Consider the following 14,453-nt stretch of genomic DNA (forward strand, 5'->3'; position numbering starts at 1 on the left):
CCACCCCGAGGAACTCCTCCACGGCAACACCCACCCACCCCCGAATTAGTCACGGGCCCAACGCGGTTGGATGAACACGCCCTCGGCCTCGACGGTCAGGCCTTCATCGTCGGCGAGGTGACCGACGGCGTAGGTCTTCACGCCTTCGGTCCTGGCGATCCTGGCTTCGGCCCGCAGGTCGCCGAGCCGGGTGGTCCGGACATAGCGCAATGTGATGGTGCCGGTGAGCCGCGGCTTGTCCGGGGTGCTGGCCGCCGCGCCGAGGACGTGGTCGAGCACCAGCGCCGCGACTCCCCCATGGACATGGCCCGGCGGGCCTTCGTAGGCCGCGCCCAGATAAAAGTCGGTGAATACGCTGCCGTCGTCGCTCTGCTCGATCACAAGCGGCGGCGCCACTGGATTGCGCACGCCGATCACGACATTGCCCCACGGCATCTGATCGCCGTCAGCGGTGAACCGGATACCGAATGAACCGTCGACCTGCCCGCTGCGCAACCGCGCGGTGGCCGCGTCGATCTCGGCCTTGGCAGCGGCCACCGCGTCGGCGCCGACCTCGGTGCGAATGGTGGCGTCGATCAGCGCCCGCACAGATTCCGTGAGTGGCTCGTATATCGACCGCAACCGGGCTACGTCGTCCGCGCTGAGGTTTTCCAGGGTCCAGTCCAACACCTTTGAACTAGAACACGTTCTAAAGCGCATTGTCGAGTCAGCCCGGTGCGGGACCGACCAGCAATTGGCGGATCACCGGGCGGGCCCAGCCGATCAGCTCGTCGTGGCTGAGATCGGCGACCGCGGGATTGGCCAGCACGTAGCGCGTGGCGGCCAATCCTATGACGAACGCGCCCATCAGGCCGGCGCGCTGGGCGGGATGGTCCGGCGTGACGACGGCCAACTTCGGCGCGACCTGAGTGGCGAAGATCTTGCGCATGGTGTCGGCCGCCGTCTGGCTTGTCATCGCCGCGCGCAGCAACGCCACGAACGTCGGATCGTTCTCCCAGACCGCGAAGAAGCTGGGCAGCAACGCATCTGCCACGCCATTGGGGTCCACCTCCGACAGGTCGGGCAGGTCGAGAGTGAAGTCCGCTGCCTCCGCGAACAGGTCCTGCTTGCTGCCGAAATACCGGATCACCAAGGCCGCGTCGATGCCGACGTCGGCGGCCACCGCCCGCAGCGTCGTGCGCTCATAGCCGTCGGAACCGAACCGCCGGCGTGCGGCGGCCAAGATGTCGGCGCGGGTCTGCGCCGCATTGCGGTTACGGGGCGATGCCATGGCACGAGAATAAGTCATCGATCGTTGACATAGCCAGGCCGGCGGCCTACCGTCTAAGTCACCAGGCGTTGACTTATCCGGAAGGAGTCGCCATGACCTCCTCTGCTGACCTGCCCGTCCTGATCGTCGGCGCCGGTCCCACCGGCCTGACCGCCGCACTCGAGTTGTCGCGTCTCGGCGTCGGCGTCCGCGTCGTCGATCGCGCGCCCGACCGCTCCCTCACTTCTCGCGCGCTCGGCATCCAGGCCCGCACCATCGAACTGTTACGCGTCCGCGGCGTCGGCGACGAGCTCGTCCGGTTGGGTAACCGGGCCAAGCGGACGGCGCTCTACTCAAGCGGTGACCGCATCGCCGCCATCGAATTACACCGCATGCCAAGCGAATTCAACTACCTGCTGCTTCTCGCCCAGTCCGAGACCGAACGCCTGCTCACCGAACAGGTCAACCGTCAGGGCGTGAAGATCGAGCGGGCCGTCGAATTGACCGCGCTGACGCAGCGATCCGACCGCGTGTCCGCGGTGCTTCGTAGCGGCGACGGATCCGAAGAAGCCCTCGACGCGTCCTACCTGATCGCCGCCGACGGCTCGCACAGCCAGATCCGCAAGTCACTCGGCCTGCCGTTCGCCGGCAGATCGCTGACGCACAACTACGTACTCGGAGACCTGCACCTCGCAGGCGACGTGCCGCAGGACCAATTGTCGATCTTTTTGGCCCGCCACGGTTTCCTCGCCGTTTTCCCCATGGGTGACGGCCGGTTCCGCTTCATGGCCACCGACCCCGACGGCATCACCGGTGACACCGCGGAGCCCACGCTCGAGGACATTCAGAAGCTCTACGACCGCACCGTGCACCTGCCCGCGCGGCTGTACAACCTGAACTGGAGTTCGCGCTTTAAGATCAACAGCCGTCATATGACCACGCTGCGCGACTGCCGCGTGTTCTTCGGTGGAGATGCCGCTCACGTCCACAGTCCCGCGGGCGGACAGGGGATGAACGCCGGCATCCAGGACATGATCAATTTGTCCTGGAAACTCGCGATGGTGCTCAACGGTCAGGCGCCAGATCACCTGCTCGACACGTACGAATCCGACCGGCTTCCGGTGATCCGCCAACTCGTCCGGATGACCGAGCGCGCGACCACGGCGTTCAACTCGACCAATCCGCTTGTGCACGCCGCCATCACGCGGTTGGCGCCGAGAGCGCTGGCTCGCTCGCGGGTACAGGACAAGGCCGGACCGCGGCTCGGGCAACTGGCTGCAAGCTACCGGGCATGCCCGATCGCCAAGGGCGGCGGGAAGCTCGGCACGCTGCACGCCGGGGACCGGGTGCCCGATCTGCGCGTCGGCGACGGCAGGCTCTACGACCTGCTCGACCTGTCCACCCTCACCCTGTTCATCACCGGGTGGCCGGTCCCCGAGGTGTACGAGCCGTGGTGCGACACCGTCACGCTGCGCCATGTGTCCATCGACGCGATGCCGGCCGGCTGGCTGTTGGTCCGGCCCGACGGTTACCTTGCCGCCGCAGGTGGACCCGACGACGGCGCGACGTTGTCCCGATGGCTCGACAGGTGGCTCATCGCACCAGCGCGTTGAGCGCATCCCGCGCGGCCGAATCACGATGGCCGAGTTCGAGTTCCATCAAAGCGCACTCGGCCGTCGCCGCGATCCACAGCCGCGCGGACTGCCGGGGATGCTCTGCGCCCAACGCCTCGAAGTCGGCCGCCACCACGTCGACGCTCATCCTGTTACGGCGGGTCACTTCCTCGGCGATCGGCAGATGGCCGCGCGCCTCGAGCAGCAGCGCCTTGACTCCGCGGTCGCGCAGACAGCCGTCCAGGTATGCGTCGGCGGCGGCCGCAAGCCGCTTCCCGCCTGGTGGCATGTCGTCGATGATCGACATCATCTCGGCGAACAACACGTCGTGGAAGCGACGGTGCAGCGCCACCAGATAAGACACCCGATCCGGGAAATGGTGGAAGAACGTGCCTTTCGACACTCCCGCGCCCGCGACCACCGCGTTCACCGACAAGCCCTCCAGCCCCAACTCCTCGGCAAGCGCCAGTCCGGTCTCGATCAGGTTCGCCCGCGTCTGCTGGGCTGCCGCCGATCTCTTGTTCACCACATTCACATGCGTTATGGTAACTGACCGACCGACCGGTCAACGAAAGGGCGTGCTGATGGCGACGATGCAGACTTCATTCGGCACTGTCTCCTACTCCGACGAGGGCTCCGGACCGCCCATCGTGCTGCTGCACGCGGCGCTACACGACCGGACCGATTACGCACCGGTTGCCGCGTCGCTCGGCAGTGGCCGTCGCGTGATTGCGCTCGACTGGCCAGGACACGGTGGCTCTCCCCTGCCCGAAACCCCGCTGCGTGCCGTCGAATTCGGCGATCTGCTGGTCGAATTCGCCGATCGGCTCGATCTGGCCGGCGTGGTGGTCGTCGGTAACTCGGTCGGCGGATACGCCGCCTGCCGCCTCGCGCTGGACCGGCCCGACCGTGTCGCGGGCGTCGTGCTCGTCAACACCGGCGGCTTCACGCCGCACAGCGTGTTCACCCGGTTGGGCTGCGCGGTGCTGGGGCGGCCCGCGGTGATAAAAGCCGTCTTCCCCGCATTCGTCCGCGCGTACATGCGGGAGAAGAGTCCAGCCGACCGAGCGGTCGTCGATCGCGTGCTGGCTCGCGCGAAGACAACCGCGGGCGCGCGCACCGCCGCCGCGCTGTGGGCGAGCTTCACTGACCCGGGCCACGATCTGCGCGCGCGGGCCGCGGAGATCACCGCACCCGTACTGATCACCTGGGGCGCCAAGGACTTCACCGCGCCACCCCGATGGGGGAAGGCCGTAGAAGCCGCCATCCCCGGTTCCCGGTTCGAAACGTTCCCGACGGGCCACGTGGTGTTCTCCTCGGAACCGGAGGCCTGGCTGGAAACGGTGCTGCCGTTCGTCGAGTTCGCCGAACTGCACAGCTAACACAACACACGCCCGCCATCCAGCTGTCGAGAATCGACAGGCATGGCTGATGTCGCGCGTGGACCGCCCAGAGGGGCCAGAATTGTCTGCCACACGTCGGCCTCTTACTCTGCGTAAGTGATGGACACCGCGACCGTTGTCGTGACGATCCTGCTTGCGGCGCTGTTCACGTTCGCTGCGAGCATCAAGTTGCTGGGTGTCGCGCAGTCGCTGGCGATCCGCGATCACCTCGGTGTCAAGCCGCTGCAGTGGCGGCTGATCGGCGTGTGCGAACTCGCCGGTGTGGCGGGCGCGCTCGTTGGACTGGTCTGGGCGCCGATCGGCGTCGCCGCCGCGATCGGACTGGCGCTGCTGTCGATCGGAGCCATCGCTTTTCATCTGCGAGCGTCCGACGGCGCCAAGGACATGGCGGCCGCCGTGGTCGGGCTCGTGCTCGCAGTCGCGGCGGCCGTGCTGCACACGTTGTGAGGTAACGGCCGTCACACCGACCCGGGAATTTGTCTTAGATTACCTAAATTTTCGTAGTCAACTGTCTATGAAATGCCTACGCTGCTGGTGTGGCCGCTCGAACGAACAGCGTCGACCCCCGCGCGGAACGGGTCAGGACCCTGCTGCGCGACGCGGCGTTCGCGCTGGCCCATGAGCGGCCCGTCGACGCGTTGACCGTCGGCGACATCGTCGCTCGCGCCGGGGTGAGCAGGCAGGTGTTCTACCAGCACTTCACCGACCGCGACGACGCCGTCGCGAATGCGTTCACCGTGGCGTTCTCCGCCGCGACCGCGGACATCAGCGGCGATGCCCGTGCCCGCATCGCGCGACTGTTCGACTTCGCCGCCGAACACCGCTCCATGTACCGCAACATCGTGCCGAGCGCGGTGACCCAACGGGTCGTCACGGCGTTCCGCGCTGAACTGCTGCCCGCATGTGAAGAGATTGCCGCGCAGGGCATGCCGGTGGTGTCGCCGATCGCCGGCCTCACGCCGAAGTCCGTCAGCCGATTCCTGGTCGGCGGGTTCACGGAGGTGCTGCGGGACTGGATGGAGGAACCGGGAGCAACCGACCTGAGCGGCCGTGTCCGCGCCGCACTCGACACCGTCAACGCACTACTCGCATCTTCGAAGGAAGCAGAGAATGGCTAAACACCAAGCCGCCGAACGGCATCCGGTGCGCGACCGCGCCGCCGTCCGGACCGTGGCGCTCGCGCTGGCGGGGCTGACCTTGTTCGTGCTGGCCATGATCGCCAGCTACTCGGGCGCATTCGCCAAGCCGACGTTGCACAACATGTCGGTCGCCGTGGCGGCCCCGCCGCAACTAGTCGACGGCATCCGCGGTCAGGACACGCTGACGGTCACCGAAGTCGGCGACGTCGCCGCCGCTCGCGCCCAAGTCTACGAGCGCAAGACCGACGCCGCGCTCGCCGTCGTCCCCACGGGTGAGTTGAAGATCTACGTCGCGGGTGGAGGCGGCAAGAGCGTCGCCACCGCCGCCGAGACGGTCGGCCGCGCCATCGCCGCGAAGGCCGGGTTGACCGCGGCCGTCGAGGATGTCGCGCCGGCCTCGGCGGGCGACCCGTCCGGCACCGTCGAGTTCTACGCGATCATCTTCATCTCCATCGGCGCGTCGGTCGGCGCCTCGCTGCTGGGACGGCTGATGGGCACTGTCCGAACGCCGCTGGCGTTCGCGCTGCGGACGGCGTCGCTGGCCGGGTTCTCCGCAGTGCTGGCGGGCGCGGTGACCGTCTACGTCGACGTGATCCTCGGCGCGCTGACCGGTCATACCTGGCAGGTGTTCGGCGCGCTGTGGCTGTACTCGATGTCCGTCGCTGGGGCGATCACGGGTGCGGCCGCCGCCCTCGGTTCGGCGGCGTCGCTGGCGCTCACCGCCTTCCTGGTCGTCGTCGGCAACGCTGCCGCCGCCGGTCCGGTGGGTCGACCGCTGCTGTCAGGGTTCTATTCGACCTTCACCACCATCGTGCCGCAGGGTTCGGGGGTGTCGCTGCTGCGAAGCGTCTGCTACTTCGGCGGTAACGGGGTGCAGACGCCGATTGTCACACTGGCGCTCTGGGCCGCTGCGGGATGCTTGCTCGCAATCGCCGCCACCGCTTCGCGAGTGAATTATCGTGCGGTCTATGCGCGTTTCACCGATCGTGACCGATACATACTACGACCTGGGGTCGTATCACCGGCCGATTGAGACGCCGTCGCCACAGGCACAGGTGTGGTTCGACCGAGGCATGGTCTGGGCCTACGCGTTCAACCACGACGAGGCGGTCCGGTGTTTCGAGCGTGCCCTCGAACTCGACCCCGACCTGGCCGTGGCCCGCTGGGGCATCGCCTACTCGATCGGCCCGAACTACAACAAGCAATGGGAGGCCTTCGATCCCGTCGACCTGTCCGCGTCGCTGGCGCGCGCGCGGATGGAACTCGGCCTGGCCGCCAAGGGCCGGGCATCGGCCGTCGAACACGGGCTGATCGAGGCGCTGCAGGCCCGCTTCCCCACCGACGACCCCGACGACACCGAGGGACTGCAGGCCGGGCACTCGGCCTACGCCGACGCGATGGTCACGCTGGCGCAGGCGTATCCGGATGACATCGACGTCCAGGCGTTGTCCGCCGACGCGCTGGTCAACATCACGGCTTGGGCGTTGTGGGACACCGGAACCGGTGAACCCGCACCGGGGTCGCGGGTGGTCGAGGCCAAGCGGATCCTCGACAACGCGCTGACCACTCCCGCAGGCCGCGCACATCCGGGCGTCCTGCACCTGTACCTGCACACGATGGAGATGTCGGGCACCCCGCAGGAGGCGCTGCCCGCCGCGGACCTGCTGCGCGGTCTGGTGCCCGACGCCGGACACCTGCAGCACATGCCGAGCCATATCGACGTGCTGTGCGGCAACTATCGCGACTCGGTGGTCGCGAATCTGGCTGCGGTGCAAGCCGATAGAAAGTTCGTCGAGCGTGAGGGTCCACTCAACTTCTATTCGCTGTACCGCGCACACAACCTGCACTTCATCGTGTATTCGGCGATGTTCGAAGGCAATTCGAGAGAGGCGTTCGACGCTGCCGACGAACTCACATCACAGCTGACCCCTGAACTGCTGGCAATCGAGTCGCCACCGATGGCCGACTGGCTGGAGGCGTTCGTACCGCTGAAGGTTCACGTGCTGGTCCGGTTCGGCCGCTGGGACGAGCTGATCGCCCTACCACTGCCCGACGACGTCGAATTGTATTGCAGCACAACGTCGACCATCCATTACGGGCGTGGCGTCGCGCACGCCGCCAAGGGCCAGCTACCGCAGGCGCATGCCGAGCGGGAGGCCTTCACCGCGGCCTACGCCCGTATTCCCGACAGCCGATACTTGTTCAACAACACCGTCCGCGACATCTTGGCGATCGCCGGTGAGATGCTGGACGGCGAAATCAAGTACCGGGAGGGCGATTTCGACGGCGCGTTCGCCCATCTGCGCCGCGCGATCGAACTCGACGACGCACTTCCGTACGACGAACCGTGGGGCTGGATGCAACCGACCCGGCACGCCTACGGCGCGCTGCTACTCGAGCAGGGCCGCGTCGAGGAAGCCGCGCAGGTGTATGCCGCCGACCTCGGCCTCGACCCGACGCTGGCCCGGCCATGCCAGCACCCCGGCAACGTGTGGAGTTTGCACGGCTACCACGAATGCCTGCAACGGTTGGGTCGTAGCCAGGAGGCAACCATCATCGGGCAGAGCCTCGAATTGCTCAAGGCGCGGGCTGACGTGCCGATCCTGGCGTCCTGCGCATGCCGGCTCGACGTATGTCACTGAAGTCCATGTGGCGGTTCGTCAAATCGGCACCGCTGACCTATACCTGGCTGGTCGTGCTGCTCTTCACCACGATCATTCAGCACACCATCCCGGCCAGACATCTGCATGCGCTGCTGCAGAAGGAGTCGACGAACCTGCACCACCTGGGCACCGATCCGATCCGGGTGCTGATCCAGAGCCTGCTCTGGATCGACGGCCAGTACTGGTGGCCCTACCTCATCGTGTTCACCCTCTTCGTCGCACCGGCAGAGCGCTGGCTTGGGCCGCTGCGGTGGCTGACCGTCGGCATCACAAGCCACGTCCTGGCCACCTACCTGAGCGAGGGCTACCTGTACTGGCGCATCCAGGAGGCGCTCACGTCGCCGCGGCTCATCGACGCCAGAGACATCGGCGTGAGCTACTTTGTCGTCGGCATCGTCGGCGTGCTGACCTACCACATTCCGCGGCGCTGGCGATGGCCCTACGTCGTCGGCGCGGTCGCGGTCTTCGCGGCCGTGCTGGCCGTCAAACGCGACTTCACCAACGTCGGCCACTTCAGCGCGCTGTTGATCGGGCTGGCCTGCTACCCGCTGACCCGGTCGCGGCGGCGCGAACCGGTGGCTGCGTAGACTCCGGCCTGTGGCGATCAGCGACGACGACCTCGAACGCCTTCGCCGCTGCGTGGACCTGGCGCGGGTGGCCCTCGACGACGGCGACGAACCGTTCGGGTCGATCCTGGTCGACAGCGACGGGGTCACCCTGTTCGAGGACCGCAACCGCGTCAAGGACGGCGACCACACCCGGCACCCGGAATTCGCGATCGCCCGCTGGGCAGTCGACAACCTGACGCCCGAGCAGCGGGCCCGCGCCACCGTGTACACCTCAGGGGAACACTGCCCGATGTGCTCGGCGGGACACGCGTGGGTGGGATTGGGCCGCATCGTCTACGCCGCCTCATCGGAACAGCTCACTCAATGGCTGGCCGAATGGGGCGCGTCACCGCCGCCCGTCGCGCCGCTGCCGGTCAACGCCGTCGCGCCGGGACTGACCGTCGACGGCCCGGCATTGGAACTGGCCGACGCGATGAAAGCGCTGTACGAGGCGAAGTTTCGGCCATGACTGAACCGAGCTGGGTCGAACACGTCATCTGGTGGCAGGTCTACCCGCTCGGCTTCGTCGGTGCGTATCCCGCCGACGCACCCCCGACCGCCGACCAGCACCGGTTGCGCCGCATCGCCGACTGGTTCGACCACGCCATCGAACTCGGCGCGTCGGGAATCGCGTTCGGACCGATCTTCGCCTCGCGCACGCACGGCTATGACACCGTCGACCACTACCGCATCGACTCGCGACTCGGCGGCGACGGCGACTTCGACCACCTGATCGTCGAGGCCCGCAGGCGCGGATTGCGGGTGCTGCTCGACGGCGTGTTCAACCACGTCGCGACCGACTTCGCGCACACCGAGTGGTTCCGTAAGCGCGGCAACGACTTCGACACGTTCGAAGGACACGGCGAGCTGATCGCGCTCCATCACGACAACCCCGACGTGGTCGCCTACACCGTCGACGTGATGACGCACTGGCTGCGCCGCGGCGCCGACGGGTGGCGCCTGGACGCCGCATACGCCGTCGCCGACCGGTTCTGGGCGGCGGTGCTCCCCCGGGTCCGCGAACAGTTCCCCGACGCATGGGTGGTCGGCGAAGTGATCCACGGCGACTATTCGGCCCGGGTGCGTGACTCCGGCTTCGACTCGGTCACCCAGTACGAGCTGTGGAAGGCGATCTGGAGCAGCCTCAACGACGGTAACTTCCACGAGCTGGACTGGGCGTTGGTGCGGCACAACGAGTTTCTCGACGACTTCGTACCGATGACGTTCGTCGGCAATCACGACGTCACCCGTATCGCCAGCCGGCTGGACAACACCCGCCACCTCGAACACGCGCTCGTGCTCTTGTTCACCACGGGTGGCACGCCGAGCGTGTACTCCGGTGACGAAGCCGGCTACCGCGGCGTCAAAGAAGAACGGTTCGGCGGCGACGATGCGGTGCGACCGGAATTCACCGCCCCGCTGATGGGTGTCGACGAACAGGGCCACGACGTCTTCCGGTTGCACCAGTACCTCATCGGGTTGCGCCGCCGCCATCCCTGGCTGCACACCGCCAGGACGTCACCGTTGCAGCTGACCAACACGCAGTACGTCTATGCCACCCGCAGCGGTTCCGACGCGCTCTTGGTGGCGCTCAACATCGACGATGCGCCGATGCGGGTGTCGCTCGGCCAGGCCGGCTTCGGCGAGGGTCAGGTGATCGCCGGTTCGGGTGCACCGCCGCAATCGGTGGCCACCGACTTCGAGGTGCCGCCGCACGGCTGGCTGATCATCGCGCCGCGTTGAGAAGCTCCAGGGTGGCAGGGTCGTCTTCGCCGTCGTAGAACTTGTCGAGCACGGCGCGGAAATCGGTGTCGTCGTCGGTAGCCCGAGCGAACAGCGTCATCGACGAGCGCACCTTCATGTTGTCGGGCCAGCCGAAGATCTCGTCGACCGAGCGGCCGTCGATCGCGGCGACCAGTCGGGTGCACTCGCGAAGCCGCGGCCCCAACACGGGATGGGCCAGATACGCACGCGCCTCGTCGAGTGAGCCGATGCCGTAGTGCTGCGCAGTGCCGCTGCGGCCGAGCCCGCGCAACTGGGGAAAGATGAACCAGATCCAGTGGGTAAGCTTGGCGCCGTTGCGAAGTTCGTCGACCACCGTGTCGTACACGCGATCCTGGGCGTCGACGAAGCGACCCAGATCGAACGATTTCCCCACTGCCATGTCATCGGCAAGTTTCGCAGGCTAAGGTTCGGGATTCAATGACGACAACCAGCGACGCGGAAGCCCCCGTCGAACCCGAATCGGCGCCCGCGCCGAGAGGCCGCAGCCTGCGTCGTCGAATCATGTCGCGGATCAGCATCCAGTCCAAGCTGTTGGTGATGCTGTTGGTGACCAGCATCCTGTCGGCCGCCGTGGTCGGCGCCATCGGCTTTCAATCCGGGCGCAGCTCGCTGCGCGCCGCGGCCTTCGACCGGCTCACCGAGATCCGCGAATCGCAGTCGCGACAACTCGAGGCGAAATTCAACGACCTGGAGGACTCGCTCGTCGTCTACACCCGCGGCGCGACCACCACCGAAGCGATCGAGGCGTTCACCGCCGCGTTCGACCAACTCAACAACGCGCCCGTCAGCCCGCCGCAGTGGCAGTCGGTGCTCGACTACTACAAGAACCAGTTCGAGAAGGCCGAACAGGCGCAGACCGGAAGCCAGATCGACATCACCGGGTTGCTGCCGACGACGAACGCGCAGAAGTACCTGCAGGCCAACTACACCGCCCGATTCGCGAACTGGGATCAGGCGATCCGGTTCGACGACGCAGGCGACGGCAGCGCGTGGTCGGCCGCGAACGCCCGGTTCAACGAATTCTTCCGGGAGATCGTGCTGCGCTTCTCGTTCGAGGACGCGTTACTGCTCGACACCCGCGGCAACGTCGTCTACAGCGCCTACAAAGGAGTCGATCTCGGCACCAACATCCTCGACGGCCCCTACCGCGAGAACGAACTCCGCGACGCCTACACCAAGGCGCTGGCGACACACGCGGTGAACTACGTCGGGGTCACCGATTTCGGCGATTACCAGCCCGCCGACGAGCCGACCGCGTGGATGGTGTCACCCGTTGGCCCGCCAGGACGGGTGGAAGGCGTTCTGGCACTGCAGTTCCCGATCTCCAAGATCAACGATCTGATGACGGTCAACCAGAAGTGGCAACAGGCAGGCATGGGTGAGACCGGGGAAACCTACCTGGTGGGCCCGGACGACCTGATGCGGTCGGATTCGCGGTTGTTCCTGCAGAACCCCGAGAAGTTCAAAACCGATGTGATCAACGCCGGAACGTCACCCGACGTGGCCGAGGAATCCATCCGTCAGCACGGCACGACGCTGGTGCAACCGGTAGAAAGCGAAGCAATCCGGTTGGCGCAGCGCGGCCAGCGAGGGACCCTGATCGAGGACGACTATCTGGGGCATCGAACCCTGCAGGCGTATGCACCCGTCGACCTGCGGGGACTGCATTGGTCGATCGTCGCGAAGATCGACTCGAGCGAGGCGTTCCAACCCGTCGCCAGATTCACCCAAACCCTCGTCATCTCAACGGCCGTCATCATCTTCGTGGTCTGCCTGGCCGCCATGCTGCTGGCGCGCCTGTTCGTCCGGCCGATACGCAGACTCGAAGCGGGCGCCCAGCAGATCAGCGCGGGCGACTACGACGTCGCCCTGCCGGTGAAATCGCGTGACGAATTCGGCGACCTGACCGTGGCATTCAACGACATGAGCCGCAACCTCGCGATCAAGGAGGACCTGCTCGCCGAGCAGCGCAGCGAGAACGACCGACTGCTGCGCTCGCTGATGCCGGAACAGGTGGTGCAGCGCTACCGTCAGGGCGAGGAGACCATCGCCCAGGACCACCAGAACGTGACGGTCATCTTTGCCGACATCGTCGGTCTCGACGAGCTCTCCGACGACCTCAGCTCCGAGGAACTGCTGGCGATCGTGAACCGGCTGACCCGCCAGTTCGATTCCGCTGCAGAGAATCTCGGGGTCGAGCAGGTCCGGACGCTGCACAACGGATACCTCGCCAGCTGCGGTCTCAGCACCCCCCGCCTGGACAACGTGCGGCGCACCGTCGACTTCGCGATCGAGATGCAACGCACCATTGACCGGTTCAACGCCGAGACCGGCAACGACCTGAAGCTGCGGGCGGGCATCGACACCGGCACCGTGACGAGCGGCCTTGTCGGCCGGTCCACGTTGGCCTATGACATGTGGGGGTCCGCCGTCAATCTGGCGTACCAGGTGCAGAGCGGGTCGCCGCAGCCAGGGGTGTACGTCACCGCGCGCGTTTACGACGCGATGCGCGACACCCGCACGTTCACATCCACGGGCGCCATCACCGTCGACGGTGAAGAGCAGCCGATCTGGCGATTGGCAGAGCGCCAACCGTGACCGAGCTGCTGGACTCCCCCTGGTTCTACTGGGCAGCCGGCGTGGCGATCGGCTTCCCGATCTGCCTGGTGCTACTCACCGAGCTTCAGAACGCGTTGCGCAGACGAGACAGCGCACTGGCGCGCCCGGTCTACTTGGTGCGCACCTACATACTTCCGCTCGGCGCACTGCTGATTCTGCTTGTCGGAGCGATGCAGATCTCCGGCGAGACCACCCCGGTGCGCATCGTGGCCACGGTGTTCGGCTTCGTCGTCCTCGTGCTGCTGCTGTCCGGCACCAACGCCACCGTGTTCCAGGGCGCCCCAGAAGGCTCATGGCGCAGGCGGATTCCGTCGATCTTCCTCGACGTCGCGCGGTTCGCGCTGATCGCCATCGGCGTCGGACTGATCCTCGCCTACATCTGGGGTGCGCATATCGGCGGGTTGTTCACCGCACTGGGTGTGTCGTCGATCGTGCTCGGTCTGACCCTGCAGAACTCCGTCGGCCAGATCATCTCCGGCCTGTTCGTGTTGTTCGAGCAGCCGTTCCAGCTCGGCGACTGGATCGAGACCCCGACCGCCCGCGGGCGGGTGGTCGAAGTGAACTGGCGGGCAACCCATATCGACACCGGCAGCGGTTTGCTCGTGATGCCGAACTCGGTGCTGGCCGCCGCGTCGTTCACCAACTTCAGCCGTCCGCCTAGCACCCATTCCCTCGTCGTCACCACGCAGTTCGGGCTCGACGATCCGCCCGACGACGTCTGCGCGCTGCTCAGCAGAACCGCGGCGGCACTGCCGCAGCTGCGCCCCGATGCCATGCCGGTCACCAGATTCGGCGGCGGCCTGAACTATCGGACGGTGATACCGCTGCGCACGCCCGCGGACGACATCGCCGCGCAGGCGACCTTCCTGCGTTGGGTTTGGTATGCGTCGCGGCGGGCCGGGCTGCACCTCGACGAGGCCGAGGACGAATTCGAGACGCGGGAACGGCTGGAGGCGTCGTTGCGCATCGTCGCCCCGACGCTGCGGCTGACGCAGGCCGAGCACGAGGAGTTGCTGCCCCGCGTCCGGCTCGCCAGGTACGGCACCGACGAGCACCTCCAGGCGGCGGGCCAGGTGCCCAAACGGATGTCGTTCATCGTCAGCGGCCATGTTCGACTTGTCGTGATGGGCGATGACGGCGCCGTGATTCCGGTGCGTACCCTCGAGAAGGGCGACTTCCTGGGCAGCACCACGCTCACCAGGGAGCACGCCGCCACCACCGCCTACGCGCTCGAAGAGGTGACCGTTTTGCAGATCGACCGGGAACACATCGAAGAACTGGTTGGCCGAAAGCCGCTCCTGCTCCAGGACATCGGCCGCACCATCGAACAGCGAAGGGCCAGCGTCCAACGCGCGTTGGCCGCCGACTGAAAGA

General features: G+C 66.7%; 15 protein-coding genes. 11 read left to right on the forward strand and 4 right to left on the reverse strand.

Annotated features, from left to right (window positions below; genetic code table 11):
• Positions 1-45: 45 nt before the first annotated feature.
• On the reverse strand, positions 46-669 hold the full coding sequence (locus A5724_RS10865; RefSeq protein ID WP_067800671.1) for a PaaI family thioesterase: 624 nt from the start codon (positions 667-669) through the stop codon (positions 46-48).
• Positions 670-706: 37 nt separating this feature from the next.
• The gene (locus A5724_RS10870; RefSeq protein WP_067800674.1) at positions 707-1,270 is read right to left on the reverse strand and encodes a TetR/AcrR family transcriptional regulator; all 564 of its coding nucleotides are present in this window, start codon (positions 1,268-1,270) and stop codon (positions 707-709) included.
• A gap of 92 nt (positions 1,271-1,362) precedes the next feature.
• Here A5724_RS10870 and A5724_RS10875 point away from each other — a divergent pair, with 92 nt between their 5' ends.
• On the forward strand, positions 1,363-2,862 hold the full coding sequence (locus A5724_RS10875; RefSeq protein WP_067800678.1) for an FAD-dependent monooxygenase: 1,500 nt from the start codon (positions 1,363-1,365) through the stop codon (positions 2,860-2,862).
• Here A5724_RS10875 and A5724_RS10880 read toward each other — a convergent pair.
• Positions 2,843-3,397 (reverse strand): TetR/AcrR family transcriptional regulator, encoded by a 555-nt coding sequence (locus A5724_RS10880; protein WP_082964966.1) that lies wholly within the window; start codon positions 3,395-3,397, stop codon positions 2,843-2,845. The genes A5724_RS10875 and A5724_RS10880 overlap by 20 nt on opposite strands.
• A 49-nt stretch (positions 3,398-3,446) precedes the next feature.
• Between A5724_RS10880 and A5724_RS10885 the strand changes: the two genes are divergently transcribed.
• From A5724_RS10885 to A5724_RS10920, 8 genes are all read left to right on the forward strand, one after another.
• A complete protein-coding gene (locus tag A5724_RS10885) occupies positions 3,447-4,244 on the forward strand; it encodes an alpha/beta fold hydrolase (protein ID WP_067801210.1) in 798 nt (265 codons plus the stop codon).
• 120 nt (positions 4,245-4,364) lie between these two features.
• On the forward strand, positions 4,365-4,712 hold the full coding sequence (locus A5724_RS10890; protein ID WP_067800681.1) for a DoxX family protein: 348 nt from the start codon (positions 4,365-4,367) through the stop codon (positions 4,710-4,712).
• Between the two features lie 89 nt (positions 4,713-4,801).
• Positions 4,802-5,383, forward strand: coding sequence for a TetR/AcrR family transcriptional regulator (locus A5724_RS10895; RefSeq protein WP_067800684.1), 582 nt, complete (start codon positions 4,802-4,804; stop codon positions 5,381-5,383).
• Entirely contained in the window at positions 5,376-6,437 is a 1,062-nt protein-coding gene (locus A5724_RS10900; RefSeq protein ID WP_067800687.1) for a hypothetical protein, read from the forward strand. The genes A5724_RS10895 and A5724_RS10900 overlap by 8 nt, the downstream gene beginning before the upstream one ends.
• Entirely contained in the window at positions 6,373-8,046 is a 1,674-nt protein-coding gene (locus A5724_RS10905) for a tetratricopeptide repeat protein (RefSeq protein ID WP_067800690.1), read from the forward strand. Before A5724_RS10900 ends, A5724_RS10905 begins: the two co-directional genes overlap by 65 nt.
• The gene (locus A5724_RS10910; RefSeq protein ID WP_232004785.1) at positions 8,037-8,654 is read left to right on the forward strand and encodes a rhomboid-like protein; all 618 of its coding nucleotides are present in this window, start codon (positions 8,037-8,039) and stop codon (positions 8,652-8,654) included. Before A5724_RS10905 ends, A5724_RS10910 begins: the two co-directional genes overlap by 10 nt.
• 10 nt (positions 8,655-8,664) lie before the next feature.
• Positions 8,665-9,144, forward strand: a complete 480-nt coding sequence (locus tag A5724_RS10915; RefSeq protein WP_067800696.1) for a nucleoside deaminase — start codon at positions 8,665-8,667, stop codon at positions 9,142-9,144.
• Entirely contained in the window at positions 9,141-10,418 is a 1,278-nt protein-coding gene (locus tag A5724_RS10920) for an alpha-amylase family glycosyl hydrolase (RefSeq protein WP_067800699.1), read from the forward strand. Before A5724_RS10915 ends, A5724_RS10920 begins: the two co-directional genes overlap by 4 nt.
• Here the strand turns inward: A5724_RS10920 and A5724_RS10925 are convergent.
• Positions 10,402-10,839: a DUF1810 domain-containing protein gene (locus tag A5724_RS10925; protein WP_067800702.1), complete on the reverse strand. Its 438-nt coding sequence runs from the start codon at positions 10,837-10,839 to the stop codon at positions 10,402-10,404. The two genes, A5724_RS10920 and A5724_RS10925, sit on opposite strands and share 17 nt — an antisense overlap.
• 38 nt (positions 10,840-10,877) lie before the next feature.
• Here A5724_RS10925 and A5724_RS10930 point away from each other — a divergent pair, with 38 nt between their 5' ends.
• Positions 10,878-13,058 (forward strand): adenylate/guanylate cyclase domain-containing protein, encoded by a 2,181-nt coding sequence (locus tag A5724_RS10930; RefSeq protein WP_067800705.1) that lies wholly within the window; start codon positions 10,878-10,880, stop codon positions 13,056-13,058.
• Positions 13,055-14,449 carry a mechanosensitive ion channel domain-containing protein gene (locus A5724_RS10935; protein ID WP_067800707.1) on the forward strand — a complete coding sequence of 465 codons (1,395 nt, stop codon included), beginning with the start codon at positions 13,055-13,057 and terminating at the stop codon, positions 14,447-14,449. The genes A5724_RS10930 and A5724_RS10935 overlap by 4 nt, the downstream gene beginning before the upstream one ends.
• Positions 14,450-14,453 lie beyond the last annotated feature (4 nt).

Origin of the sequence: Mycobacterium sp. ACS1612 (assembly GCF_001667505.1) — a bacterium.
Classification (GTDB): Bacteria; Actinomycetota; Actinomycetes; order Mycobacteriales; family Mycobacteriaceae; genus Mycobacterium.

What these genes read in the sequence shown, in the direction of transcription:
- A5724_RS10930 (WP_067800705.1), top strand. Translation starts at nt 10,878, where the DNA reads ATGACGACAACCAGCGACGCGGAAGCCCCCGTCGAACCCGAATCGGCG.
- A5724_RS10910 (WP_232004785.1), top strand. Translation starts at nt 8,037, where the DNA reads ATGTCACTGAAGTCCATGTGGCGGTTCGTCAAATCGGCACCGCTGACC.
- A5724_RS10875 (WP_067800678.1), top strand. Translation starts at nt 1,363, where the DNA reads ATGACCTCCTCTGCTGACCTGCCCGTCCTGATCGTCGGCGCCGGTCCC.
- A5724_RS10870 (WP_067800674.1), bottom strand. Translation starts at nt 1,270, where the DNA reads ATGGCATCGCCCCGTAACCGCAATGCGGCGCAGACCCGCGCCGACATC.
- A5724_RS10905 (WP_067800690.1), top strand. Translation starts at nt 6,373, where the DNA reads ATGCGCGTTTCACCGATCGTGACCGATACATACTACGACCTGGGGTCG.
- A5724_RS10890 (WP_067800681.1), top strand. Translation starts at nt 4,365, where the DNA reads ATGGACACCGCGACCGTTGTCGTGACGATCCTGCTTGCGGCGCTGTTC.
- A5724_RS10920 (WP_067800699.1), top strand. Translation starts at nt 9,141, where the DNA reads ATGACTGAACCGAGCTGGGTCGAACACGTCATCTGGTGGCAGGTCTAC.
- A5724_RS10885 (WP_067801210.1), top strand. Translation starts at nt 3,447, where the DNA reads ATGGCGACGATGCAGACTTCATTCGGCACTGTCTCCTACTCCGACGAG.
- A5724_RS10900 (WP_067800687.1), top strand. Translation starts at nt 5,376, where the DNA reads ATGGCTAAACACCAAGCCGCCGAACGGCATCCGGTGCGCGACCGCGCC.
- A5724_RS10925 (WP_067800702.1), bottom strand. Translation starts at nt 10,839, where the DNA reads ATGGCAGTGGGGAAATCGTTCGATCTGGGTCGCTTCGTCGACGCCCAG.